This window comes from Providencia rettgeri, from assembly GCF_013702265.1.
GTDB lineage: Bacteria > Pseudomonadota > Gammaproteobacteria > Enterobacterales > Enterobacteriaceae > Providencia > Providencia zhijiangensis.
The window spans coordinates 1506602-1531879 of the sequence record NZ_CP059348.1 but is presented as its reverse complement, the minus strand read 5'-3'; the positions used below and the strand labels follow the sequence as shown (position 1 = coordinate 1531879).

Sequence of the window (25278 nt, the reverse complement as noted above, 5' to 3'; positions counted from 1 at the left end):
TTAAAGATAAATTCTTCCCATATTCTTCAGCTACATTTATCGTATAAATTTTATCATGCCTATTTTTTCATTTTATTTATTTTGCATGGAAAACTTTATTCCGTATAAAAGCAATCAAAATACGAATATGATCATCAGTGATCAATTACATGGCATTTCCATATAATAGGCGCTTGGTTTTCGACTGATAATGCATCATCCGATCGTTCATGATCTTAATTGGATCACAGAATCGCAAAGTACGATCCGGTAATTCTAATGATGCTTCTGCTAATAAACACAAGCTTGCTGAATGACCCGCTTCTGCAATAATAAATGTTGAATAAACATTGCTATTTTCTAAGCATACTTGAATTAACTGACCGCGTTCTGGTGCACTCATAAAATGGAAACTGGAAAAATACCAACTTTTTGGCATTTGGGGCTTTAAAAAGCGGTAAGCAACTAGGCTATTTAAGACTAATTCCGCTCTCTCTTCATAACTAATATTTAATCTCTTGGCTTGCTCATCAAATAAATAAAACTCTGCTGCATCTTCAATACTAAAAGGCATTTCATTTTGTGCAGAAACAGTCAACATTTTAGCTGGGAAACAAGACCGAAATATCATGCCGTTGGCGAGATCTAACATCACTCTGTCATGGTCACGATCAAAATACCAACGCCAATGATCATCAGGTTTAATATTCATAAACGATCCTTTAGCGATGTTATAAGCAAATAAGCTTTGTTTGGATCCTTTATTAAGATCCCTTTAAACATATCTCTGTTATATCCTAAAGCTTAAAAGAAAAAGATACACGACAGACTGATCAATATAAGCAAACATCAATGTCGACTTTTTAATAACGAATTAATCAGATGAGCGTGAACTATATGCCGCACAACTACACGTATAACTTGTCATTTAATGGATATAATTTATGTTCAATCTTAATATAGGATAAAAGGGGGAATAAATAAACCCCCTTGTATAATTAATCACCATTTTTTTAAATGTGATTAACAATATCCTTTATTAACTTTGGTCCGTGGTAAATAAAACCAGAATAAATTTGGACTAATGATGCCCCTGCATCCATTTTTTCTCTGGCTGCAGTTAATGAATCAATACCGCCAACACCAATAATTGGTAACTTTCCATTTAATTCACGGGAAATAAGTTTAATGACTTGGGTGCTTTTTAATTGTACCGGACGACCACTTAAACCACCCGCTTCATTACAGTAATTTAAACCTTGCACTAAAGAGCGATCCAATGTGGTGTTCGTCGCAATAACGCCATCAATATTATGTCTCACTAAACTGTCAGCAACTTGCACAATTTCTTCTTCAGTTAAATCCGGTGCAATTTTAACCGCAACAGGAACATATTTCTGATGGAGTGATTGCAGTGCTAATTGCTTCTCTTTAATGCCACTTAATAAATCATCCAGCGCTTCCCCATATTGTAATGTGCGTAATCCAGGGGTGTTTGGTGATGAAATATTAATCGCGATATACCCTGCGTGGGCATACACTTTATCCATACAAATTAAATAATCGTCTTTACCATGCTCAACGGGCGTATCTTTATTTTTACCAATATTAATCCCGATAATCCCGCCGTAAGTTGATTTTTTAACGTTCTCAACCAGGTTATCAACCCCTTTATTGTTGAAACCCATGCGGTTAATAATCCCTTCCGCTTCAACAACTCTGAATAATCTTGGTTTGTCATTTCCATCTTGAGGACGTGGTGTAACGGTTCCAATTTCGACAAAACCAAATCCCATTGCACCAAACGCATCAATGCACTCGCCATTTTTGTCGAGTCCTGCGGCTAAGCCTAATGGATTTTTAAAGGAGAGTCCCATACAGGTAACGGGTTTGGTTGCAATGGATTGACGAAGAAGGAATTGGAGAGGAGAGTGGTTTAAACGCTGAAGCTGACGAAACGTTAATTCATGGGCCTTTTCAGGGTCGAGCTGAAACAGTGCCTTTCGGGCAAGGTGATATAACATAGCTATTAACCTACTTTCTGTCTAAGTACGATTGAATATGCATTTCTCTACACGACACACTCAAACTCAGCGCGTGCAAAAATACCCCCAAACCTGTTTTACCAAATAGGGTTTGTGAGTATACAAGTGAGATTGGCTTGATAAAACGGCACATATGCTACCCCAACTGTGGGGTAATAATCCATGAAAATATCACTAAAAGTGCTAATTGTTTTGATCTTCTACCATAAAAAAGCCCTTAGACTCGAAAATCTAAGGGCTTACATGCATTTATTCTAAGAATTAACGGCCTACTATCCTAAGAATTAATTTTCTAGCGCTTTGGTTATCTTCTCAAACAGATCCCCAGAGAGATTTTCTAACCCTTTCAGTTTTTCCAGAACCTCGCGCATTAAACCTTGGCGCTTCGCATCATAACGTTTAAAACGGATTAATGGCTCAATTAATCGCGATGCCACTTGCGGGTTACGGGTATTCAGATCCACTAAGATCTCATACAGGAATTGATAACCGCTGCTATCTTCCGCGTGGAAGTTCACTGGATTACCCGCCGTAAATGAACCCACTAGTGCACGGACACGGTTCGGGTTAGTCATGCTAAATGATCGATGATTTAATAATTCACGGACTTTTGCCAGTGTGTTTTTAGCTGGATTGGTACCTTGCAGCGTAAACCATTTGTCCATCACCAAGCCATCATGGTGCCAGCGATCATCAAAATCTGCCATAAGCGTTGCATGACATGGCAAGCCCGCTTCGTTTGCAGCGGTTAATGCCGCGAGTGAGTCCGTCATATTATCCGCACTGCGGTATTGCGCTTCTACCAGCTTATTCGCCAACTCTCGGTCGTCCGCTGCCGCTAAATATTGCAAGCAAGTATTACGCAGTGAACGCAGCGCAATATCTCCGTGATCAACACGATATCCATCAATATTAATCGAGCGATAGACCGTTAAGAACTCATCGTGCATTTCATTCGCTAGCGTTGAGTGGATAAAATCAATCGCGTTATGGATTGCCACAGGATCAATAACCGTAAACAGCTCCGCAATTTCATTTTCTGAAGGCAGAGTCAAAATTAAAGCCGCTAATGCAGGGTCAATATTGTCACTGAGCAATACAGCGCGGAATGCATCCACTACATGCTCAGGCAGAACTAGCGCTTCCCCTTTATGCAGTTTTTCTACGTTAATTTTGGCATAGTTATTAATTAGTTGCTGCGCTGCATCCCAGCGAGAAAATTCATTGCTCGCATGCTGCATTAAAAATGCCAGTTGTGCATCCGTATATGGATAATCCAGTTTTACTGGCGCAGAAAATTCACGTAATAAAGAAGGCACTGGGCGAGAAGTCACATGGTCAAATACAAAACTTTGTGACGCTTGAGTGACGTTTAAGACTGAGTTCACCAAACTTCCATCACGTTTAAGCGGGATCACCGCACCATCTTCACCATACAGTTCGATATCCAATGGAATATGCAGAGGCTGTTTTTCTGCTTGGTCGGCAGTTGGTGGCGTCATTTGGCTAACATGCAGCGTATATTGTTGCTTCTCTGGCGAGTATTCATCACGAACGGTCAGCACTGGCGTTCCTGATTGGCTATACCAGCGACGGAATAGGGATAAATCCACATTCGATGCATCTTCCATCGCCTGTACGAAATCATCACACGTTGCTGCGCTGCCATCATGGCGATGAACATACAGCTGGATCCCAGCTTGGAACATCTCTTCTCCAAGCAAAGTGTGGATCATGCGGATGACTTCAGATCCTTTTTCATACACTGTTAGTGTATAAAAGTTGTTCATTTCGATCACTTTTTCAGGTCGGATCGGGTGAGCCATCGGGCTTGCATCTTCTGCAAACTGCGCCGCACGCATCACTTTGACATTATTAATACGGTTAACTGAACGTGAGCCTAAATCAGAGCTAAATTCCTGATCACGGAATACGGTCAACCCTTCTTTTAAACTTAATTGGAACCAGTCACGGCAAGTAATTCGGTTGCCTGTCCAGTTATGGAAATATTCGTGACCAATCACAGATTCAATATTCAGATAATCTTTATCGGTGGCGGTTTCGCTTTTTGCTAAAACGTACTTCGAGTTAAATACGTTCAGGCCTTTATTTTCCATTGCGCCCATGTTGAAGAAATCAACAGCAACAATCATATAGATATCAAGGTCATATTCTAAACCGAAACGCTCTTCATCCCATTTCATTGCATTTTGCAGGGATTTCATTGCCCATGGCGCACGGTCTAGGTTGCCTTTATCAACAAACAGCTCTAAGGCAACTTTACGGCCAGTACGAGTTACAAACTCATCACGTAAAACATCAAAGTCCCCTGCGACCAATGCAAATAAGTAACTTGGTTTCGGGAATGGGTCTTCCCATTTTACCCAATGGCGGCCATCATCCAGTTCACCTTCCGCGATGCGGTTACCGTTAGAAAGTAAATAAGGATAGCGGGATTTGTCTGCTGTAATTTTGGTGGTGTAACGCGCTAAAACATCAGGGCGATCTTGGTAATAAGTAATGTGGCGGAAACCTTCAGCCTCGCACTGAGTACACAAAGCTTCACCAGAAACATATAAACCTTCTAATGCACTGTTTTTCTCAGGGCTAATCTCATTAACAATACTCAGTGTAAACGCATCTGGTAGCGATTCAATGATAAGCTTGCCGGATTCTTCTTTATAGTTTGTCCACGCTTTACCATCGACTTCAAGGCTAATAAGAGTTAAATCTTCACCAAATAATTCTAAGGTAGAAGATTGCGGATTAAGGCGTTTTACCTTACTGATAGCGGTCACTTTGGTTTTGGCGGGATCAAGGTCAAAATCAAGGGATATTTCTGTAATTGTATAATCAGGTGCTTGATAATCTTGACGATATTTCGCTTGTCTTAACTGAGTCATAGGTAACCTTTTTATTCGTTATATCCGTGTCATAGTCTCTTTCTACTGTATACAATACTATAAGATGAACTAATGTGAATCGACTTGAGAAACATTTTCATCACAAATTGCGATGTTTTTCTATTATTCCCCATCAAATTTATGAGAGTAGTATCCAACTTTGTGGGCGAGCGGTTTGCCTGTTGGTGCTATAGATCTATTAAATCTAAATTTACATGTTAGTATCATTCGGTGATTATTGTTCTGAGTATGTTATCGAACAGTAAATGAAGATTCGCTTAGAATAATGACCACGTTGAACGCGTTTAACTCAACAGTTAATTGGGTGGATTAAAGTTGAATTATCTTCCAACAACATACAAATAGAATAAAACTTCTATCTTTTGTTAAAGCGGGTATACTTTTTCAACTTTAACGATTTAGCAATTAGTCAGCTCCGCGAGGAACTCTGCGCGCATGAATTTAGACGTAACACCGATTATTACATCACTGCTGGATACCGATGCTTATAAGCTTCATATGCAGCAAGCCGTTTTTCACCGCTACAACCAAGTTCCCGTTGTCGCTGAATTTCGTTGCCGTAGCAGTGATATTTTAGGTGCCTATGCCAATGAGATTGAACAACAGATCCAATTGATGGCACAGCTTTCTCTTTCGGATGATGAATATCAGTACCTACGTACTCTGCCCTTTTTCACCGAAGATTACCTTTCGTGGCTGAAAACATTCCGCTTTAATCCTAAGCAAGTTGTTGTCAGCATCGCTGATAATGGCCAACTGGCCATGCGCATCAGTGGTCCATGGCGCGAAGTCATTATGTGGGAAGTGCCACTGTTAGCGTTAGTGAGTGAAATTGTTCAACGTGACAGACACCCTACCATTACCGCTGATGATGCCGTTAGCCAACTGCACAAGTTACTGGGACTGTTTTATCAAGAAGCCAGCGAACGCCAATTGAATCTATCCGGTTTTAAATTGATGGATTTTGGTACTCGCCGCCGTTTTTCCTATGAAGTGCAAGCGGCTATCGTGGGCATGCTCAAGCAAGAATTCCCTTATTTAGTGGGAACCAGTAACTACAAATTGGCTCGCGAATTGGGCTTAATGCCTGTCGGTACTCAAGCGCATGAATGGTTCCAAGCTCATCAACAGATAAGCCCTGAACTCGCCAATAGCCAACGTGAAGCGCTACAAAGCTGGCTAGATGAGTACCCAAATCATCTAGGTATCGCCCTCACCGACTGTATTACGATGGATGCTTTCTTACGTGATTTTGACCGCGAGTTTGCTAATCGTTATCAAGGCTTACGCCACGATTCTGGGGATCCTATTGAATGGGGTGAAAAAGCCATTGCCCATTATCAGAAATTGGGCATTGACCCACTGAGTAAAACGCTGGTGTTCTCCGATAATTTAGACCTGCAAAAAGCCTTAGAGCTATACCACTATTTCCATAAACGGATCAATTTAGTGTTTGGCATTGGCACAAGGCTCACTTGCAACATTCCGAATGTGGTTCCGATGAATATTGTGATCAAGCTGGTAGAATGTAATGGCAAACCCGTTGCTAAATTATCCGATAGCCCCGGAAAAACCATCTGTGAAGATGATGAATTTGTGAATCAGCTACGCAAAGCCTTTGACCTTCCTAAAATGGAAAAAGCCTGCTAAAACCAAATTAATAACCCGATAGCGATTTTTTACTTGTTTCCTGCCAAATGGCAAGTAACATAGCAGATTACCCCTGAAATATGGGATTTCGGAAAAGATGTCGGGTTATCGCTTTTTCTTATCGTGAGTTTTCTTCTTATATAGTGTTTCTTCGTAAACCCTTAAGCAGTCAACCCCAATAACGCATACTCGTCATCTCATATCGTTAATATTATTTAAAAGAGAGTAATTTTTATGATCGTTGCGCCTGTAGTCGATGTACTGCAAGGCCGTGTGGCGGTGGGCTCTGAAGTCACCGTTCAAGGCTGGGTACGTACAAGGAGAGATTCAAAAGCTGGTTTTTCTTTCCTCGCCGTTTATGACGGTTCATGCTTTAACCCATTACAGGCTATCATCAATAATAATTTATCTAATTATAATGACGAAGTCCTGCATTTAACCACAGGCTGCTCTGTGGAAGTCACTGGTGTCGTGACCGAATCTCAAGGTCAAGGCCAATCTTTTGAATTGCAAGCAACGGCAGTAAAAGTCGTTGGTTGGGTTGAAGATCCTGACACTTACCCAATGGCAGCAAAACGCCACAGCGTCGAGTTTTTACGTGAAGCCGCTCACTTGCGTCCACGCACTAACTTAATCGGTGCTGTTGCACGTGTTCGCCACACATTAGCGCAAGCTCTGCATCGTTTCTTTGATGAGCAAGGTTTCTTCTGGGTATCGACTCCACTTATCACTGCATCAGATACTGAAGGTGCGGGTGAAATGTTCCGTGTTTCTACACTGGACTACAACAACTTGCCGCGTAATGACAAAGGCGAAGTGGATTTCAGCGAAGATTTCTTCGGTCGCGAAGCCTTCTTAACGGTTTCTGGTCAGTTGAACGGTGAAGCTTATGCCACCGCATTAAGCAAAATCTACACCTTTGGTCCAACTTTCCGCGCTGAAAACTCCAACACCAGCCGTCACTTAGCTGAATTCTGGATGTTAGAGCCTGAAGTGGCATTTGCTAACTTAGATGACATCGCCGGTCTGGCTGAAAAAATGCTGAAATATGCATTCAAAGCAGCATTAACAGAGCGTCGTGATGACCTTGAATTCTTTGCTGAGCGTGTTGATAAAGACGTGATTAACCGTCTGGAACGTTTTGTGAATTCTGATTTTGCACAAGTTGACTATACCGATGCGATCAAAATCCTCGAAACCTGCGGTCAGAAATTCGAAAACCCAGTTTACTGGGGGGTCGATATGTCTTCTGAGCATGAGCGTTACTTAGCTGAGCAACACTTTAAAGCGCCAGTTGTGGTTAAAAACTACCCGAAAGATATTAAAGCTTTCTATATGCGCCTTAACGAAGACGGTAAAACCGTTGCCGCGATGGACGTCTTAGCCCCTGGTATTGGCGAAATCATCGGTGGCTCTCAGCGTGAAGAACGTTTAGATAGACTGGATGCACGTTTAGAAGAAATGGGCATGAATAAAGAAGATTACTGGTGGTATCGTGATCTGCGCCGTTACGGCACTGTGCCTCATTCCGGTTTCGGTCTTGGTTTTGAGCGTTTAATTGCTTACGTCACTGGCGTCAGCAACGTACGAGAAGTGATCCCATTCCCACGTACCCCAAGAAACGCGGCATTCTAATGCCAATTGCCCATCATATGGCTTAAATGGTTTTTCATATCGGGTCACTAAGTGGCCCGATATTTTTATCTCTACTGTTTATTACTAACTATTAGCCCTGACTGAATATTTTGAGATCACTGTCACAGTTTTCCTTTTATTGCCCTATTTTTTGCTTTTTTATTAACGATTCCTATTCCGACTAAGAATAATCTGCTTTGAGCGTGTTACCATTCTTATTTGTCAGTACACTTTTCCCTCATCAATGAATGATATCGTTCGAAAAAAGTTCAATTTGTCTTTCAAAAAAGTTCCCTCTTTTTTGTAAAATTTTTTAAACTGGTAGGATGAGTGGTTATTTTTTGCTCTATTTTTTACATTTGGAAACACCTTGTTACCATTTGTTTCAGAATCTTCGTTTTTGTAGCATTTTGGGGGTAGATAAATTTATCTACCAATGGAACACTGGACGCCGACTAAAGACGACACTAATCTCTCATAAATAGTTCAAAAGAAATTTATGGATTATTTTTGGCAGTGGCAGGTGTCCGAATAACACCAATGAGGGTAATAATAATGATGAAACGCAATATTCTTGCAATGGTTATCCCAGCTCTGTTAGCTGCTGGTGCAGCAAACGCAGCTGAAATCTACAACAAAGACGGCAACAAATTAGACCTGTACGGTAAAGTTGACGTTCGTCACTACTTCGCTAACTCAGAAAGCGGCGAAGACGGCGACGATTCACGTGTTCGTTTAGGTGTTAAAGGTGATACTCAAATCACTGACCAACTGACTGGTTTTGGTCGTTTCGAGTGGGAAACTAAGACTAACAAAACTGAAAACAACAACGATAACAAAAACCGTTTAGCTTACGCTGGTCTGAAATTCAAAGACTTCGGTTCTTTCGACTACGGCCGTAACTACGGTGTTATCTATGACACGAACGCATGGACCGACGTTTTCCCATTATGGGGCGGCGACACTATGGCTCAAACTGACACGTTCATGACTTCACGTAACCGTAACTTAGCTACTTACCGTAACAACAACATGTTCGGTTATGTTGATGGCCTGAGCTTCGCGCTGCAATACCAAGGCAAAAACACTGATTCTAACAAATCAGGTACTGGCGTTGGTTACAAAGACAACGGTGACGGTTACGGTTTATCTACCGCTTATGACTTAGGTTGGGGCGTGACTCTGGGTGGTGGTTACTCTAACTCTGCTCGTACTGAAGCTCAAAAAACTTCAGAAGCTGAAGGTAAACGTGCTCAAGCATGGAACGTTGGTGCGAAATTTGACGCTAACAACGTATACTTAGCAGCTATGTACGGTGAAGCACTGAACACTACTCACTTCGGTGATAAACACTACATCGCTAACAAAACTCAAAACGTTGAATTAGTAGCTCAATACCTGTTCGACTTCGGTCTGAAACCATCTTTAGGTTATAACCAATCTAAAGGTAAAGACTTAGAAGGTTACGGCAACCAAGATTTAGTTAAATATATCTCTGTAGGTTCTTACTACTACTTCAACAAAAACATGTCTGCAGTTGTTGATTACAAAATCAACCTGCTGAAAGACAACGACTTTACTGAAGCTAAAGGTCTGATGACTGACAACGTAGTTGGTCTGGGCTTAGTTTACCAATTCTAATTATCAGTTAACTGATAATCTGAAAACAGTAAATCATGTTTTTGAAAGCAGCGCTTCGGCGCTGCTTTTTTATTGCAGGTATTTTATATTCCCCATAATCGAACCTGCTAACCCTCTTATTTGTTAATAATCCCACTAATTAGATTAACTCACTGGTCTATACTCAATTTTTGGTTAAATTTGATGTAATGGCTATCTAGCTCACAAGATCACACCAATTTTTAGTAAAACAATTGGCAAAAACCCTCTTCCAAGTTACTCTGATGGCTCGACATTTTCCGTTATACCTCTTTTCAGCTAAACCACAGAGTTTTGGAATCGACAATATGTTTGAGAAAATCATTTCTGCCCCAGCTGACCCTATCCTCGGTCTTGCTGATAGTTTCCGTGCTGATCCTCGCGATAACAAAATCAACCTCGGTATCGGTGTCTACAAAGACGAATCAGGTAAAACCCCTGTTCTAGACACCGTCAAAAAAGCAGAGAAATTCCTGCTAGAAAACGAGAATACCAAAAACTACCTCGCGATTAGCGGAATGCCGGAGTTTGGTCGTGTCACTCAAGCGCTGCTGTTTGGTGCTAACCATGAAATCATCAGCTCACAACGTGCTCGTACCGCACAAGCGCCAGGTGGCACAGGAGCCCTGCGTATCGCAGCCGATTTCATTGCTAAACAAACTAACGCAAAGCGTGTTTGGATCAGCAACCCAACGTGGCCTAACCATAAGAATATTTTCGAAGCAGCTGGCTTAGAAGTGCTGACTTACAATTACTACGATGCAGCTAACCACGGTATGGACTTTACTGGCATGCTGAACAGCCTGTCATCTGCAGTTGCTGGTGATGTGATTGTTCTCCATGGCTGCTGCCATAACCCAACTGGTATTGACCCAACGCCAGAGCAATGGACTCAACTGGCTGCTCTGTGTGCTGAAAAAGGGTTATTACCTGTATTCGACTTCGCTTACCAAGGTTTTGCGAAAGGTTTAGATGAAGATGCGGAAGGCTTACGCATTTTTACCAAAAATAACCCAGAAATGATTGTGGCAAGCTCATTCTCGAAAAACTTCGGTCTGTACAATGAGCGTGTGGGTGCATGCACCATCATCGCAAAAGATAGCGATAACGCTGAGCGCGCATTTAGCCAAGCAAAAGCCGTTATTCGTGCTAACTACTCTAACCCACCAGCACACGGTGCGGCGGTGGTTACCACTATCCTGTCTGATGAAACATTAAAAGCTGAGTGGATCCAAGAACTGACTTCAATGCGCGAGCGTATCAAACGCATGCGTCAATTGCTGGTTAAAACATTGGAAGAGAAAGGCGCTAAACAAGACTTTAGCTTCATCATCAACCAAAATGGTATGTTCTCCTTCAGTGGACTGACTAAAGAGCAGGTAGAGCGTCTACGTAGCGAATTTGGTATCTATGCCGTGAGCTCTGGACGTATCAACGTAGCTGGCTTAACACTGGAAAACATGGTTCCTCTGTGTGATGCTATCGTAAAAGTGCTGTAAAATTTCACTTTTAGAGTTATATACATTGAAAAACACCCCAATCCGGGGTGTTTTTTTATATTCGAACCTAATAGAAATTATTTAAAAATTGCTGAGTATGTAAAACAGCATCCCAACGATTTTGCCTATGAGCCGGCGAAGCGGCTAAATCAAAATTGTGTTCATACTCGACACGCTGTTCAACGAGTCGTTGAACTAAAAGATCAAAGGTGTTATCCATCTCTTGAGCAGAAAAAGCCGCGTGATTATCAATATGTTTCACATCCAACATACTGGTAACATTCATTGGATTTTCTTTGAATAGAATAGAAACCTTACGTCCATTTTCTGATTCAAAAATCATTTTAGAAATATCATCGGATACTTTAGTAAACTTCGGCGTCTGTTTGAAATTAATCAACACTACCTGATTCACCCCATGGTAGTCCTCAATTGTCACACTGCCTTGTGCATTACCATTAATAATATAAAGATCGTTTCCCATTCCCCCCATAAGCCTATCGTCGCCCCGAGTTGAAATCAGAACATCTTGCCCTTCTCCTCCTTGCAAAATGTCATTACCCTCACCACCCCATAAAACATTTTCTCCATCAGCCATCAGCAGCACATCATTTCCATCGCCACCTTTGACAATACGGCCCTGTTTACTTTGATCACTAATGAGATCATTATCCGCTAGCGCATCAATAAACCATTGGCCTCTAGGAGTCTCATTTGTGAGATGCAAGATATCGACACGTGATGTTAGCTGAATAGGCTTAGGAATATTTTTCTGTAAAACATATAACTCATTAGCTGGCTTCCAATCCTCTACTAGGCCTAATTTTTGTGCCGTCGTGAGTTTATTAGCGAAATGTTGTGCCAATGACTCAAATCCATTATTGAGTGCAGCTTGAAAGGCTTCCGGAGGTTCATCGAGTAAATGAACTTTCACCGAGCCATCACTGCCCTCTTTAGGTTGCTTAATCTGTACAAAATGTTCATGACTCGAAAAATAAATATGATAAGTATGTCCATCAGCATCAGTTTCAGTGAGAAAATGAGCATCAAAATTAAGCAAAAATAGTTGATTATTCCCCTGAGTATCATCGATGTAAGTGACGCCGCTTTTGTTTCCATCAATAAGATAATGGTCATCACCCGCTCCCCCCATCAAGACATCCGTTCCGTGATCCGATAGCAATAAGTCTTGTCCCGTCCCTCCGGTCAAGAAATCAACGCCTGCACCACCATAGAGAACATTGTGCCCGTTTTCTGCTCTGAGGGTATCATCGCCATCACCACCCAGCAGGACATGGCTCATTGCACTATTGTCAATAATCACATCATCCCCATCCTGACCGTCTATCACTCTTTGTTCAGAAATATAACCATGAGGGACAATAATTTTGTCATTGTCGTCAGTGGATTCAGCTACCGTTATTAATGGTGTAATGGTTCCCTGCCCATCATATAAATTAACAGTAAATAAATGACCATGTTTATCTTGTATTAAAACTGCATTGCTTGTTTTTTCATTAAACTGCTTAAATTGAATAGCCAGTTGTGTCTGCAAAAATCTATCTTTTAATACCAACCGAGAGCCTTCCATTTTTAATTGATAGCCATTCACAACCGGCAACAATAAAATAACTTTATCCTGATCGGTGTATTGATGATTAACTTCTGAGAAATCAAAAATAATATCCCCATGCTCGTAGTCTAATTGGCTAATTTGATAGGCATCTTGCCCCAGACTCACTTTTATTTGGCTACCCGACTTAACATGAGAAACAATGTTATTTTTTTCATTACCCCTATAAGTTAAATTTTTTGCCGCACCCAAGGGTAATAACGTTCCCCATGTAGAGGAAACATAGGTATGCTTTCCATCAATAACTAATTCGCCTTTGACCTCATCAATCAAAAGAGTTTTGTTATCGGAACGGTGAAGTTGGTCATTAACTTGTAAATAATGGATATTGAATAGCTTGTCGCGATAAACAGATGAAGTGTCTACGGATAATTGAGGCAATTCACTCGTTAGAATAAACCCATCATGTGTGCGTAAGTGATAATTATGTCGCGCCTCTCTGCCCTTTGATGTTGAGCGGTAAACATTTTTTAATTCCAGCGTCACCTGACTGTGAATATTCGAGAAAACATGCCCATCTATCGTTTCTGCTGGTAATTGGATCTTTATATATAAATGATTTCCTTCAACATATACATCATGTATCTCTTTTAGTGCATAATCTAAACTCACAATACTGGATGAATCCGTCGTTTCATCAATTGTGATCACCGCGTTAAAATGTTTCTCATTTTTTAAATACTTAGGTCTTACCTCATCCCGCTTATCAATGGCTTTTGTTTCATAGTTAAAGCGATGTTTTTTATAATTTAAATCATCAATATGCTGAAACCAGGCAAAACGCCTAATTCGATAACTGTCGCTACCATTCCCACCATTGGCGTAACCTTGAGTTAAAATGAGTTTATCATCGCCGTCATAACCATAGAGAGTATCTGTACCTAATCCACCATCCAAAATATTATGGTTTTCATCACCGTGTATCTCATCATTCGTCTTACCACGAACCACGACATGCTCAATACTTTTTAAGTGAGCAACATGAATAATATCTTGGTGATCCTCTCGTTGATAACTCACCCGGCTTTCATTTAAATTAACCTTGGCACGATACTCATCCGGCACGTTATCAATAATTAACGTATCATTACCTTGTAGCCCATCTAAAAGCTTTGTGGGTTCATTTCCTCGAGACCGCAAAGATACAAGACTGTTATCCTTCAAATAAAAATAATCATCGCGATCACCACCCGCAAAATATTTTTCTCCTGATAAAATCAGAAATGCATTTTTACGATTTTGGAAACCAATAATAAGGTCATTTCCTGTGGCACTATTAAAACTACTCCCGCGACTTTCCCTATCATTCAAATACCAGCTGATTTTTTGTTTATCATCCACTAAGTGTTCACTGTAGCGCTGATAATTACCCGAAATGATCGATTGCCCTAAAGGCCCAAATTTAGTTTTTTTAGAGAAAAAACTTAATTGTTCAGGATGAGAAGTCCCTAATTGCGCTTCTATTGGCAACATTAGGTCTGAATCTTGAATTTGATGTCTATTTTTAAATTGTGCCAATAATGGATCTGAGTAGTTGGGATTGAACGAGTATCGCTCATCTGAAGATTCGCTACCAATACGTTTTAGCTCGAAAGTTTCTTTTAGTTCCTTTTTAAACAAAGGAATATGTCCACGCCCTATTTTACGCCTTGCCATTCCATCATAAGTTAATACATAGGAATTCAATAGTAGGTTAGCATCTTGTAATGTATATGATGGAGCCCCTCGTTTGGTATAGTGTGCTTTCCTAGTAAATAAATCGATTTTTATATAACCTCGTTTTCCTCCGAAATAATTACCCTCATTATCCACTAAATAATAACGATCCATTTTTTCATAAGTAGGCTTGTCAATAACACTAAGATGATGATCAAAACCTGCTGGCTGTAATGATTGCTCAAAATGATTTAGATCCATCTCCCAGTCAGCATGCTTAAATGAATCAATGTATCGCTTAATAATGATTTCTTGCTGAGTTCGCTGAGTCGGGTCTAAACCAAATGCCCCTCGAATCCCCTCTTCCAACTCTCGGTCCCAACTAATATCAATTTCTGCCTTAATATTTTCAACCGCACGGCGCCCGTTATAAATCCAACCGCCTACAATTAAAAGCCCACCAATCACCGAACCAACAACAGGAATCGTCGATGAAGAGACCAGCACACCAACAACAGTCACCCCATTGATAACAAAACTCGCAATAGAGAAAGAGGCATTCACAATCAAATCTTGGCGCTGCTTTGGATCGGTCACACTCTCGAGTTTGGACAAGTTATCATATGCTTGATAAGCATCAATCCCCATACCAACTAGGTTGAATACAACCACGACCCCTGAAGCAATTCGACTTCTAGTTAATGCGGAAGCACCATTATTGCCCGCTATTTTTAGTAAAATAGGCTGTAAAATCATATCGCCATAATTGAAAAATGCGGAGCCACAGGTGATATAAAGCTGTTTTTCTAATTCAGCATACTCTTCTGCCGTTAAATCAGGGTTGTTGAGTTTATTCAATAGGCTGGAGATACTGATTAACGCTTGAGTCATTCCAGCAGCTCCCATTACTTGACCCGCACGAGATCCGATATGCTGAAATAAGGATAATTTTTGCCCCGCTTTATTTAAATCAACGATAAGCGTAGGTAGCCTCTGCGGATTATTAATATCAGGTGCACCCTCAATGACTTTAATTTGTTTTTTGTAACTACCACTCGTCGTAAAATCCATCTCATTATCAATGAGAGGATGATGTTCCTGCTTGGCTCGATGAACTATTTTTAATAACGAATGGTCTGACTCACTGCCCTCAAGAGTCGTCAATTCAAATGATAATTTGTTACCATTAAACCGAGCATCAGCTTCCCAGCCAGTTTGTTTAGTATGTACTAAAGTAATCGGTTCACCATTAACTGTTACTCCTAAGCTTTGTAGCCTTGCTAATGCAATTTTTTCACCATAGAACGTCACCCAACCATTTGATGATAAAGCTGTATCAATATGCTGAGCTATGATATTTCTCTGAGCTGATAGATCACCAAACAGTTTCCTGTCACCAATATCAACATGCTCTATATCCGCTCTAAAGTGGCCTCGCTCATCTTGATTAAACCCTGCATGCTGCCCACGTGTTATTTTCTTACCGTCAGCCAGCATAATATCTTCATTGAAATAATCGCCTACCAACTTAAAGAAATTTTTCCTCGCTGCGTATGAGTCGCTCAGTGACACGCTGATCTGTAAACCATTAGGGTCAAATAGGCTGTACTGTTTCATACCATTTTTTGTGACTTGGCTAATTGTAAACGTGGTACTTTTCCCTTTGATAAACAACAGCCCATCACTATCATTATGATAATAGTTATTACTTATTGATAGCGTATCTACAATAGATTGATCCGATAATGAAATACCTTTATTTGAGTAACGATCTCCGACTTCAGCAATATAATTCTGAATCTGATGTAATGCTTCCGTTTCCTTGTTAGAAAGCGTTCCTTGATGCTGTTTTTGTAATAGCTCAGCTCGTAGCTCAACTAAATCTCGAGCGTGCTCAACACCCAATATCTGGTGTTCTATGCCTAAAATAAGTCCTATCTTTTGATCGAATGCAGAAGAATAATCTCCGTATCTTATCCATCCATGATTAATTAGATTAATTTGTCCTCCATCCGGATGAAGGTTTCTTTGATTAATAAGCTTACTAAATTGTTGATGTTTTTGCCGTTGACCATCTCGATAAAGTTGTAATACCTGCTCGAGGGATAAATTCTTTAAACCGCCCTTATCAAGGTTATCAACCTGAAGATTACTGAGCGCTAATAGTTCATCATTAAGCCGTGTGTAGGCATTGGTGTTTGTCACTAATGCCATTATTTCACTACGATTAGGTCCATATATTGATGGATACAACGCTTTCAATTGCACAAGAGAGCGCTCGCTGAGATGATTAATCATGGTTGGATCATGACGTAAACTTTGCAAAATGATTCTTAGTTCAGCGGCTTGCCTCTGCAATGTCGTGACCGTAGGCCAATAAAATAACGCATCAAAATCCACTTTGTTCTCTGTTAACTCATGGGAAAGATAACGATTTATCTGCACATTGAGTAATGGATCATTAATCGCAATTTTAATTTTATTGGCATCTATCCCTCCAGCCTCGTCCCCAAAATACACCGCCATATAAGGATGCTCAGTGAGTTGAATTCTATTCACATCAATTTCTTTTAACGCAATGCGCTCGAGTAAAGATTGCACCTTTTGATGGTTCGTTTGGCTAAGCACTGAGCTATCCGAATTGATAAAGGGCTGATTATTAGTTGGGACAACGGTTTCACGGGTAAACTGGGTTATGACCGAAGCATTCACGCCATGCTGCTTTAAATGAGCAGATAAATCTGCTGCAAACTGATGGTGTTCAGCACTTGTTGTGAGCATGTGAGGACCAATAGAATGGAAGAAAATACTTTCCGGTGACATCACTGGGTATTTTTGTTTTACCGCAACCAACCCTGCTAATAAATTTTGTGTTGGCTTTCTAATAACCTCAGCATCACCTATAACCGTCCATTTTACGGGCTTTTGGCTTTCAATTAACGAAGGTATCTCTGACTCACCATATTCAATAGTCCACTTTTTATTATCGACATCCATCTGAAAAATAATGGTATTTTTCTCATTTTTTGCGGCTATTTGTTCTGCTATTTGTCGCCCTTTAGGATCACCGACTACACGAATAACAACAGATAATGGAGCATCTTCAGTGACGACATGAGTCGCTGCAATTTGCTGTATCTTGGTCGTATTCACCATTTTCCATATTGGAATAGATTTCATCCCAAGTTCATTGAGTCGCTTAGAAAAATGACGATGAAAGCTGTCAGGTAAAACACCTTGATGCTGTTTCAATTCGCTAACAAATAACTCATAGGCCTTTGGGTTATATGCCACTTTCTTAATCAAATCAAAATCAAGCTGTCGTGTATCCGCATCTCTAAATGCACCTAGCGGATCAAGATCAAGATTATTATTCAATTGTGATAATGTAATTTCGCCACGACGTAATTCATTGATGAAATACAAAGTTGATGAGTTCTTATTTATTCTGACTTGCTGGGTATCAGTATTAAACTGATAAATAAATTTATACTCTTTCGTGCTGACAGAATCATTACTATCCCCATCAACTTTAACAAACTTATTTCCTAAATAGATGTTTTTAAGTAGTCGATTATAGGCAGTAATTGGCATATTCAAATTATGTTCAGATAATGCTGAGGCTGCGCTTAATGCGAAATTTTCATTAATTCCACCACGCCCTAAATTACACCCCATTAATACCAGTTTGGATGGCTTAGTATTATTGAGCACTTTCTTTTGTAAGTAATGAATCGAATCAGAAAACTGCCTCGCATTCACTTTGGCATATAATGTTGGCTGGTTACTCCCAAAATAATCGCCATGACCCACCGTTATCCATCTCACTTTCCCAGAATCTAATTTGGAAACATCACCGTGCAAAATCTTGTATTGTTTCGTTTTCAAATTGAATTGAATAACCATCGAGTCATCTGGGTGTTTCGAAAATGCATTTGCCGTCGCATTTGTCGATGCATTATCCCCTTCAAGCTGGATGATCACATTGTAACTATATTCAGTTGGCTTTATGGTTCTTGTTGTTTCAGCATCTTGAGCTCTAGTAAGACGATATTTCAACATTGGGTCTAACCATGTATCAATTGAGTCAGTGGCTAGAGATGACTCCCCTGCTAATAAAGACGCACTATGCTGTTTTAGTTCAGCAAAATAGATATCATCGAATCCCTCATCTAGTTGAGCGATGGGTTTACCGAGAATATTTTCCATTGCGTTATCATAATTGCGGTCACTTTTTCGAACGCCTCCATCCTCAAAACTATCATTCAGGCTTTTCTTTCTCGCAATCTCAATGCGCCCCTCAATAAAACTTTCTGATATTTTTCTTTTAGGATCAAAATACTGCCCATTATCACCTTCACTCCATTTTTTATTTAAAGGTACTCGATAACCTTGATTGATTAACAGTTGTTGAAAATTAGATAGTTGCTCTGCATTATTGATGATAATAGCGCCTTGCTCATTCATCTGAAAATAAGTAGAAATAGATTCTGATGTCCCTGTTAATACGTTTCTACCTTTTAATTTTTCAGGAAGGAAAAAAGTAATAGGAAAGTTATCTTGCATCACACTTGCAGGGTTTGCATCATCTGCACCATGATGAATTAACTCCATTCCATCTGTACGACCAAGCTTTCGATTTAGCTTATTTTTTATTTCTTTAATTTTGCTATTTGTGATGCCATTATCTCGGCCCTCATGCTTATTATATTCCACTTCATTTGCGTATAACGCTTTCTGATGTACCGTTAGCTCATCATAATTAACGCTGTTTTTCCATTCTGCCCAGCTTGGCATTTCCGTCACTTTGGCATAATGCTCTAGTTCTGATATTGGAAAAATAATACTAAAAAGATCATAATCAGCCGTCATCGCTTTTCCGGTTTTCGGATCACCAACAACATAGAATGGTTTAATTCCTCCCTCTTCTTGATGATAAACTAGCCAAGTATCCTTATCACCGAAAGCCGATTTTTTCAGATAAAAAACAACCTCCTCTCCATCAAGTAAGGAGACGACTTTACTGTATCCAGATTCGCTGTTTTCTCTGGAAAGAGAGATAGCATTATGCTGTAAAAGCTCATTCACTCGATCTGAAGAAATTTCAAGAATAACCGAAATTGCATCACCCTTATTAAGTGATTTTTGAATATATTGATTGTATTTATCAACATCCTCCCTCGCTGATTTCTTAGCAAACTGTTGAGAGATGGGAATAAACCCTGAATGAGGTCCCCAATCAGAACTTTTTCCTTTGATAGCTAAACCTTTGCTACTGTAATTTCCTGATTCAATTAAATTTGTTGATTTAAGATCGACAGGACGAATACCAATAATAATATTTTCGTCATTCGCAACTTGATTAATAAAGTGTTGATGAGATACGGGAATACCAGAAATAATCGAAGGTTTCGTATCTGCAAGTGGCTTTAAATGTAAATTAACACTGTCATAGTCTTTATTAACTAAATCTACATGATTTTCTTTTTGTGAAATACTGTTTAACCTATTTACATCAAAATTTTCACCGACAGAGTAAACTTTACTACCACTTTGTGAAATCACGATATCCCCCGACAATGCTGATAGTGAATCCAAATTTTTATTGATAATTGAAGTTAACTCTGTCACATCAAGTATATCGGTATAAATATATTTTGATTTATTTTTTAGATTCAGTTTAACCTTAACAAATTCACTATCAAAAAATAATTTTTTATATTTTAATTTATTCTCTCTATTTTCATCCAAATAAATCGCCCCCCCATTCTCAGTGAGGAGTAAAGTTTCCGTCATATGAAGGTCATTAATGTTAATTCCTTTTAAGGGTTTTTTTATAGATTTAACATTGTCGAACTGGCTAAATTCAATCAAAAAATCGTCACTTTCACTTTTAAATAAGTAAAATCTTGCTCTTTCACTAACATATTGATGAAGAAATTCGCCAAAATTTTTCTGGTTATAATTTTTTATTATCCCCATATTAGGATCGAAGAACATATAATCCCATGACCGAGTTTTCTTATTATATTTAATGGATATTGCCATTGTGTGATTAGGACTAGAGAACTCAAATAATAGTTGTTCTCTACTCATCTTAGTATGATTTTTTATTTTATCTATAAATTTAGTGACGGTTATTTCTGTTCTAGCTTTAGATCTATCAAAGTAACTATGATGATAACTATTAAGCTGTATCCCATGATTTGAATTGAATCGTTCTTGTTGATGATAGTTCTCCCACTGAATACTCTTAGACACCATTTCTCTAAAAAAATTGGCATCATCAAGTGTAAAGTCATTTACTATCACATCTTTTTTACTATGAAATTTTCTATAAAATGACATAAACCAAGGATCTGACAATAGCTCTGCGCCTTTACCGCTCTCAAAAAATACAGGTTCTTTATTAAGTGCATTATAGAAATCATTAATTTTTATTTTTTGCAGCTCATACATATAATTAATATACTTTTTAGCGACTTCATTTTTATGATAAAAAACTCCATACGCTATTTTATTTTTTCCTATCGATTTACTCATGTAATCTAAAAACGACTCTCTCTCGATAGGATAATAAAATTCTTTACTCAATAAATCCCCCTCGATTCCTGAGTTCATCTCAATACCTTGTGTCAAGATGACATCCCTCATTAATTCGTTAAATAATAATATTGAGTGCATCTTTAAGGCTTTATTTTTCACCTTACTTATCGGATTTTCACCTTCATAACCACTATTGATAACAGATAACAAATCATTCATTTGATGAAAATATCGTTCGCTTTCATCTATCGTACTATAAGTAAGAAAAGCATAAGAAAACCCATAACAATACCCCCCTGAATTAGCATAATTAATTCCATTTACCGTAGTCATTTTATTTAAATCTTTTAAATCATTTCTTTTAGAAATGAATTTTGACCATATACCTCTATTATCTTTTATATGTTCTATAAAATTTTTTTGAATAAATTTAACCGAAAGGAGATTTTTTTTCATGATTAACCTTATTGAAATAAAAAAACTATCTACTAAATAATATGATTTCTATTAAAATTGAAATCATATTAAAAATATCAAATACATCAGAATTAACCAGATGAAATAAATAGAATTAAGACAGACTTTAATATCAATTTATATTAACGCTATTTTATAGACATAAAAAAACCCCTTATCGGGGTTTCCTTATTAAAAAATAATATAAGCCTCTATGGAATAATCACCAAACTGGTAATTCATCCTGTAAGAAAGGGTTAGAAATCCGTTCATGGCCTAGTGTGGACATCGGACCGTGTCCCGGAATAAAGTGGTAATCGTCACCGAGAGGCAGCAACTTGTTTTTAATCGATGAGATAAGATCTTGATGGTTGCCTCGAGGGAAATCACTGCGCCCGACACCACCTTTAAATAACACATCGCCCATAGAGATGAGTTTGTCAGCATGGTTCACAAAAACAATGTGACCGGGTGTATGGCCAGGGCAATGCAGCACATCAAATTGAATATTTCCACACGTGATGCTATCCCCCTCTTCTAACCAATGATCTGGTGTGAAATCAGGGCAATCACCGATATAAAACATCGCATTTTGCTCAGCGAGATTTTCAATCCAGAAAGCATCTTCTTTCTGCGGACCATAAATCGGTACACCGAAATGTTTTGCAAGGGGGGCTGAGGCGCCAATATGGTCAGAATGACCGTGGGTAAGCAGGATTTTCGTTAATGTTAATCCGCGGCTTTCAATAGCGGTAATCAGCTTTTCAGCCTCACCACCGGGATCAACAATCACTGCATTCATTGAGGTTTCATCCCAGATAACCTGGCAGTTTTGCATAAACGGGGTTACTGGGATAATAGTATATTTCATCGAACAATCACTCCATAATCTGTGTCACCTATGCACAGATTACCATGTTCTCACTGGACCTGTATCGATATGAATGAAATTGCTTTTCGGATAATAGCCCACACCGCCAGCACTCATTTTTAATGCCGCTTTACGGACGTTACTTAGCTGCAAACCTTCAATATGGAAATCCATCGCTTGCCCACGGGTATGATAGCTCTGTTTCGCTACACCGGAACTTTTACGACGTAATTCATTATTGGTTTCTAATGAACGGTAACCCGAAATCAGCTGAACAGGTTTATTGGTTCCCATCATCATCTGCAGCAAATAAATTTGGTCAAATAATTTAGGATCAATGGTTTTCACTTTATCGCAGCGATAATCACGGAAAAGGTGATTTAAGCGAGCTAATTCAGATTTATTATAACGGCGACCATCGAAAAATTCGGTCTTTAAAAATTCACCCGTATTTAAATTCTGAAAACGTAAAATTCTTGGGCGTGGCGTACTCATTGCAGCGAATACATGATTAGGTAATAGTCCCAGACCGATTGCGGCTGCACCAATTCCCAACCACTTTCTGCGGTTTTGATCAATCATATCCATAGGTGATAACTCAGGTATTAATTATTCAGTAAATATACATTTCAACTTCATCAGTCTAGCAAAGGATATTTAGCTTTAATGTATAATTATGTAAAGAATTGCGTAAATTAAGGAAAATTCATCACTTTTATGCAAAAAGGTGAGTGAAATCACTTATACGCACCGACTTAAGACGGCCCCAACTCATTGCCGATGATTATATATAAGCACAATGCATTCGATGTACAAATGAACTAAAACGGAATTATTAGGAAGATTTGGGAATTAATGCAGAAAATAGCATCGAGGAGCCTAAGCCCCTCGATTAATAATCACTATTTTAAAATCGCTTTGATTGCAGGGAGATATTTTTCAGCGTTATCAATACTGCCATCATATTGATAAATATCCGCCCGATATTGCGGTTGCTGATCTTTATCAACCCACGCGGTTTGATAGTATAGATATACAGGAATACGGTCAGGAATATTCACATAACGCGTTGAACCTTCTTTTAATGCCCCATCAATACGAGTCTGTGCCCAACCTGCATCACCTAATAAAATCGTTGCTAACTCGCTCGCTTTATTCACACGAACACAACCAGAACTAATGGCCCGCGCATTTTTATTAAACAGGCTATGGTTTGGTGTGTCATGGAGATAAATCGCGTCTGAACTCGGCATATTAAACTTATAACGCCCTAAAGAGTTACTTGAGCCTGGCGCTTGGCGAATGCGATAAGGGAAATTTGCAGGTGTAATATTTTCCCAGTCGATTGAATAAGGGTCAATCTCATAGGCATCTTGCCCCCAGCCAGAATAAACCGTATAGCCTTTACGGCTAAAGTAGCTGGGATCCATTTTACCTTTCGGTGCAATATCCTTGCGCGCCAAACTGGTTGGCACACTCCAAGGTGGGTTAATCACCACATTATTCAATGCACTGCTCATAATTGGTGTTTTACGATCTGCACGCCCAACAATCACTTTCGAATCCAAAATGATGTCGTTATTAAGATAAAAATCCAATGTGTACGCAGGGATATTCACCAAGATTCCTGTACCGCTACTTTCAGGAACAATCCGTAAACGCTGAATATTCAGTGCCATCAGCCCTGCTTTTTGCTTTGGCTGCATATTGAGCCAAACGCGCGTACCTTTACCAATCACACCATCGGCTTCTAAACCATATTGAAGCTGAAATTTTTTCACTGCGTCCACTAAGTCATCGCTATACACACGGGCATTAGCGGTGACTTTATTGATTTCTTCAGGCGGAGCTGATGCATCAACGGCCTCACCGACCGCAGCAGCTTCCAACAATCCATCACGCACTAAAATCTCACGGAGCGTAATGACATCATCGCTGGCTTGACCCGGTTTTAATGCTTTCGTACCCGTAATTTCTAACGTATCTTCTGGTAACGCGAGCTGTTTTAGCATCTCTTTGCGCATCGGTTGATACATCGCGTGTTTCGGTGCTTGAGCCTTCACCCACTCACCCAAACGATGTTCAGATTCAGCCTCTAACCATGGTTTCATTTGTGCCGCGGTCGGTGCGATAATTTTGTAAGGGCGGCTGGTGTATAGCCAATATTGCCCCGTCGACTCAACGGAAGACAGATATTGTAAATAACCCAACATAGCGTCGGATAAAATAGCATCTCGCCCCATTTCGCTCAGCTGGCTATTTTCCAATGAAACTAACCATTCGCTAAATTGAGGTTGGAAACCTGCTAAAGCAAGCTCAGCTAATTGCTGTTGAAACTGGCTAATTGCTGTTTCATCTTGCCATAACAATTGCATTTGCCTGTCGGCATAAATTTTCGCCAACTGCTCCGCAAACACCAGTTTAGTTTCTGATGGTAAAGAAGCGTTAAGCTTTTCCAAGCTCTCTTTTGTCGTAACTTTACTCACTTCTTCAGCGACAACTGATTGAGGTTGTTGAATTTCCATACTGCTTTGCTGCGTATTTTCTGCTGCGGAAAATGCCGGGAATTGCATCGCCATCAGCCCACATAATACTGAGATCTGCAGAGCTTTCACTCTTCTCTTTGCCATACATCCACCTTAAAGTTACTACATGGATAACATTATTTTTTTATTATAGTGACACTATTTGATTATATTTAACTCTGAGAAGAATGTTATAGGAA

At 39.5% G+C, this 25278-nt stretch carries 11 protein-coding genes; 4 read left to right on the top strand and 7 right to left on the bottom strand.

Annotated features, from left to right (window positions below; translation table 11 throughout):
- Positions 1–145 precede the first annotated feature (145 nt).
- From H0913_RS06910 to pepN, 3 genes are all read right to left on the bottom strand, one after another.
- A complete protein-coding gene (locus H0913_RS06910; RefSeq protein ID WP_154604232.1) occupies positions 146–691 on the bottom strand; it encodes a cell division protein ZapC in 546 nt (181 codons plus the stop codon).
- Between the two features lie 301 nt (positions 692–992).
- The gene (gene pyrD, locus H0913_RS06905; protein ID WP_181478299.1) at positions 993–2003 is read right to left on the bottom strand and encodes a quinone-dependent dihydroorotate dehydrogenase; all 1011 of its coding nucleotides are present in this window, start codon (positions 2001–2003) and stop codon (positions 993–995) included.
- Between the two features lie 305 nt (positions 2004–2308).
- The gene (pepN, locus tag H0913_RS06900; RefSeq protein WP_181478297.1) at positions 2309–4927 is read right to left on the bottom strand and encodes an aminopeptidase N; all 2619 of its coding nucleotides are present in this window, start codon (positions 4925–4927) and stop codon (positions 2309–2311) included.
- Positions 4928–5383: 456 nt separating this feature from the next.
- On the opposite strand from pepN, the gene pncB reads away from it, so the two are divergent.
- From pncB to H0913_RS06880, 4 genes are all read left to right on the top strand, one after another.
- The gene (gene pncB / locus H0913_RS06895) at positions 5384–6598 is read left to right on the top strand and encodes a nicotinate phosphoribosyltransferase (protein WP_154639103.1); all 1215 of its coding nucleotides are present in this window, start codon (positions 5384–5386) and stop codon (positions 6596–6598) included.
- A gap of 234 nt (positions 6599–6832) precedes the next feature.
- Positions 6833–8233 (top strand): asparagine--tRNA ligase, encoded by a 1401-nt coding sequence (asnS, locus tag H0913_RS06890; RefSeq protein WP_154639102.1) that lies wholly within the window; start codon positions 6833–6835, stop codon positions 8231–8233.
- A 555-nt stretch (positions 8234–8788) separates the two neighbouring features.
- A complete protein-coding gene (locus tag H0913_RS06885) occupies positions 8789–9874 on the top strand; it encodes a porin (RefSeq protein ID WP_269749705.1) in 1086 nt (361 codons plus the stop codon).
- A 326-nt stretch (positions 9875–10200) separates the two neighbouring features.
- On the top strand, positions 10201–11391 hold the full coding sequence (locus H0913_RS06880; protein ID WP_154604236.1) for an amino acid aminotransferase: 1191 nt from the start codon (positions 10201–10203) through the stop codon (positions 11389–11391).
- Positions 11392–11458: 67 nt separating this feature from the next.
- On the opposite strand, the gene H0913_RS06875 is transcribed toward H0913_RS06880, so the two are convergent.
- From H0913_RS06875 to ldtD, 4 genes are all read right to left on the bottom strand, one after another.
- Positions 11459–21682, bottom strand: a complete 10224-nt coding sequence (locus H0913_RS06875) for an anthrax toxin-like adenylyl cyclase domain-containing protein (protein ID WP_181478295.1) — start codon at positions 21680–21682, stop codon at positions 11459–11461.
- A 223-nt stretch (positions 21683–21905) separates the two neighbouring features.
- Positions 21906–22553, bottom strand: a complete 648-nt coding sequence (locus H0913_RS06870; RefSeq protein ID WP_154639100.1) for an MBL fold metallo-hydrolase — start codon at positions 22551–22553, stop codon at positions 21906–21908.
- A 39-nt stretch (positions 22554–22592) separates the two neighbouring features.
- A complete protein-coding gene (locus tag H0913_RS06865; RefSeq protein WP_154604239.1) occupies positions 22593–23141 on the bottom strand; it encodes a YcbK family protein in 549 nt (182 codons plus the stop codon).
- Positions 23142–23455: 314 nt separating this feature from the next.
- Positions 23456–25183: a L,D-transpeptidase gene (ldtD, locus tag H0913_RS06860; RefSeq protein WP_154639099.1), complete on the bottom strand. Its 1728-nt coding sequence runs from the start codon at positions 25181–25183 to the stop codon at positions 23456–23458.
- Between the last annotated feature and the right edge of the window lie 95 nt (positions 25184–25278).

What these genes read in the sequence shown, in the direction of transcription:
- H0913_RS06910 (WP_154604232.1), bottom strand. Translation starts at nt 691, where the DNA reads ATGAATATTAAACCTGATGATCATTGGCGTTGGTATTTTGATCGTGAC.
- pyrD (WP_181478299.1), bottom strand. Translation starts at nt 2,003, where the DNA reads ATGTTATATCACCTTGCCCGAAAGGCACTGTTTCAGCTCGACCCTGAA.
- pepN (WP_181478297.1), bottom strand. Translation starts at nt 4,927, where the DNA reads ATGACTCAGTTAAGACAAGCGAAATATCGTCAAGATTATCAAGCACCT.
- pncB (WP_154639103.1), top strand. Translation starts at nt 5,384, where the DNA reads ATGAATTTAGACGTAACACCGATTATTACATCACTGCTGGATACCGAT.
- asnS (WP_154639102.1), top strand. Translation starts at nt 6,833, where the DNA reads ATGATCGTTGCGCCTGTAGTCGATGTACTGCAAGGCCGTGTGGCGGTG.
- H0913_RS06885 (WP_269749705.1), top strand. Translation starts at nt 8,789, where the DNA reads ATGATGAAACGCAATATTCTTGCAATGGTTATCCCAGCTCTGTTAGCT.
- H0913_RS06880 (WP_154604236.1), top strand. Translation starts at nt 10,201, where the DNA reads ATGTTTGAGAAAATCATTTCTGCCCCAGCTGACCCTATCCTCGGTCTT.
- H0913_RS06875 (WP_181478295.1), bottom strand. Translation starts at nt 21,682, where the DNA reads ATGAAAAAAAATCTCCTTTCGGTTAAATTTATTCAAAAAAATTTTATA.
- H0913_RS06870 (WP_154639100.1), bottom strand. Translation starts at nt 22,553, where the DNA reads ATGAAATATACTATTATCCCAGTAACCCCGTTTATGCAAAACTGCCAG.
- H0913_RS06865 (WP_154604239.1), bottom strand. Translation starts at nt 23,141, where the DNA reads ATGGATATGATTGATCAAAACCGCAGAAAGTGGTTGGGAATTGGTGCA.
- ldtD (WP_154639099.1), bottom strand. Translation starts at nt 25,183, where the DNA reads ATGGCAAAGAGAAGAGTGAAAGCTCTGCAGATCTCAGTATTATGTGGG.